The organism is Noviherbaspirillum malthae, from assembly GCF_015352985.1.
GTDB classification, from domain to species: Bacteria; Pseudomonadota; Gammaproteobacteria; order Burkholderiales; family Burkholderiaceae_D; genus Noviherbaspirillum; species Noviherbaspirillum malthae.
The window spans coordinates 1-1,587 of sequence record NZ_JACYXF010000172.1 but is presented as its reverse complement, the minus strand read 5'-3'; the positions used below and the strand labels follow the sequence as shown (position 1 = coordinate 1,587).

At 52.9% G+C, this 1,587-nt stretch carries 1 protein-coding gene and 2 pseudogenes; all 3 read left to right on the top strand.

The features are described 5' to 3' along the window. Window positions 1-43: 43 nt before the first annotated feature. Window positions 44-244 (top strand): annotated as a pseudogene (locus IGW03_RS37565) (IS3 family transposase); the annotation flags it as partial. A gap of 81 nt (window positions 245-325) precedes the next feature. Then, window positions 326-649, top strand: a complete 324-nt coding sequence (locus IGW03_RS37560; protein WP_194727472.1) for a hypothetical protein — start codon at window positions 326-328, stop codon at window positions 647-649. Between the two features lie 711 nt (window positions 650-1,360). After that, a pseudogene (locus IGW03_RS37555) lies at window positions 1,361-1,462 on the top strand (S1 domain-containing protein); the annotation flags it as partial. Window positions 1,463-1,587: the final 125 nt, after the last annotated feature.

The window sequence follows — 1,587 nt, the reverse complement described above, 5'->3', positions numbered from 1 at the left end:
CGGAAACGCCGGATTTGATCCGGCTTAACAGGCGCAGTTGACTGCTTGTTCCAATGCGCCGGTGGAGAGCTTCTTCAAGACCCTCAAGGTTGAATACATCTACCAGACCCGTTATGAAACGCGAGCCCAGGCACGGCTGGATATCGTGGACTGGATCGAAGGGTATTACAATCGTCAGCGGATTCATTCCTCGACCGGATATCTCACTCCGATTCAGGCTGAGGAAACGCTTATGGCTGCATGACTTGCTGTACGTGGAAACGAGGCAGGGTCACTGAACTACCAATATCATCAGATCAACGATTCGGCGAGCAGTACAGTCGAATTGAGCTATACCGACGGCTGGTTGACGAAAGCACATTTGCAACAGTCCGTGTTTGAATCGGAACGCATACGCAAGTATGCATTGGGCAAAATGACCTCGGATCATACGACGTCGGACGAGCAGCAACTCGTACGCGACCTGCTTGCATCCCTGGCGCCATATCGGTCCGGACTAGACAACTTAGTCAGGGATGAAACCCCTGAATCCGCGGAAGAGCGCCGCCAGTCGTTCCTTGATACGTTGAAGGAAAACGTGCTCTTGCTGGGCACCTCCCGTGAACTGGCGGAACGGAACCAGAGACTCCAGGACACTGGTGGGCGATAGTGCAGATATTGTCTTCAGAACCACCTTAGGTTAGGCCTCGTTACCCTCCTCCTAGGCTCTTCGCACTGGATAAGGCTCATTGACCTGTATTGCCCCGGTTTTTTGGGGCGCGTGGTGGTACCAACCTGTAATTCCTAGCCTGCCAGCTACAGGATCGGCACGCTTGAACAGTACGTAAAAGCCACCGCGAGTCATAATGGCATTGAGGTGCCCAAGGTACTCAGTACATCATTTCAAAGTCGCATTCGAACAAGCTTCTGCCGTGAATATTGGCTGCCATTTGTTCACCATGCGGAAACACTGCCCTCGACATGCTGCGCCAGCAAGCTGGCCGCTCTGGCCCAATGGCACGTTGATCAGCGCTTTACGCCCCACCCAAGCGTCGATCTTCGAAAGAGGCATGAAAACTCATCCAGACACTGGAGCCGGTACCGGAAATGCGAGGCATGCCGTCGTAATCCGAGTAGCCGGCGCACTTGGATCACCGGGATGAAACCCCAATCGCGGCAATCAGGGCGAAAGATGACCGAAACAGCCAAAGACGAATTGGGCTCTGCGACTGTTCACTTGCCAGCGCTGCTTCTGCGGCGACGAAGTGGCCTGATAACACGGTGAGAGCAGTAAAATTGCGCTATGAGCGACGCCTTGAGTGCCTCTATCTACTTGAGGTTGCTTACGGCCGACGTACGCAACAATCTTTCTAGGAATGCAATGGCAAAAGATGATGTGATACAAATGGAAGGGAAAGTCCTTGAGAACCTGCCAAATGCCACCTTTACTGTCGAACTGGAAAACGGGCACAAGGTATTAGGAGTTAATGTCAATTGTTGGGGATGACACTGTCGGGTCAAGCGGCGATTTTCTTGGCGTCTTCCGGCATTCCGTCTTTGAACTCAACGCCGGCAATGACCTCTGCCAAACGTTGTGCTCCTTTGAGT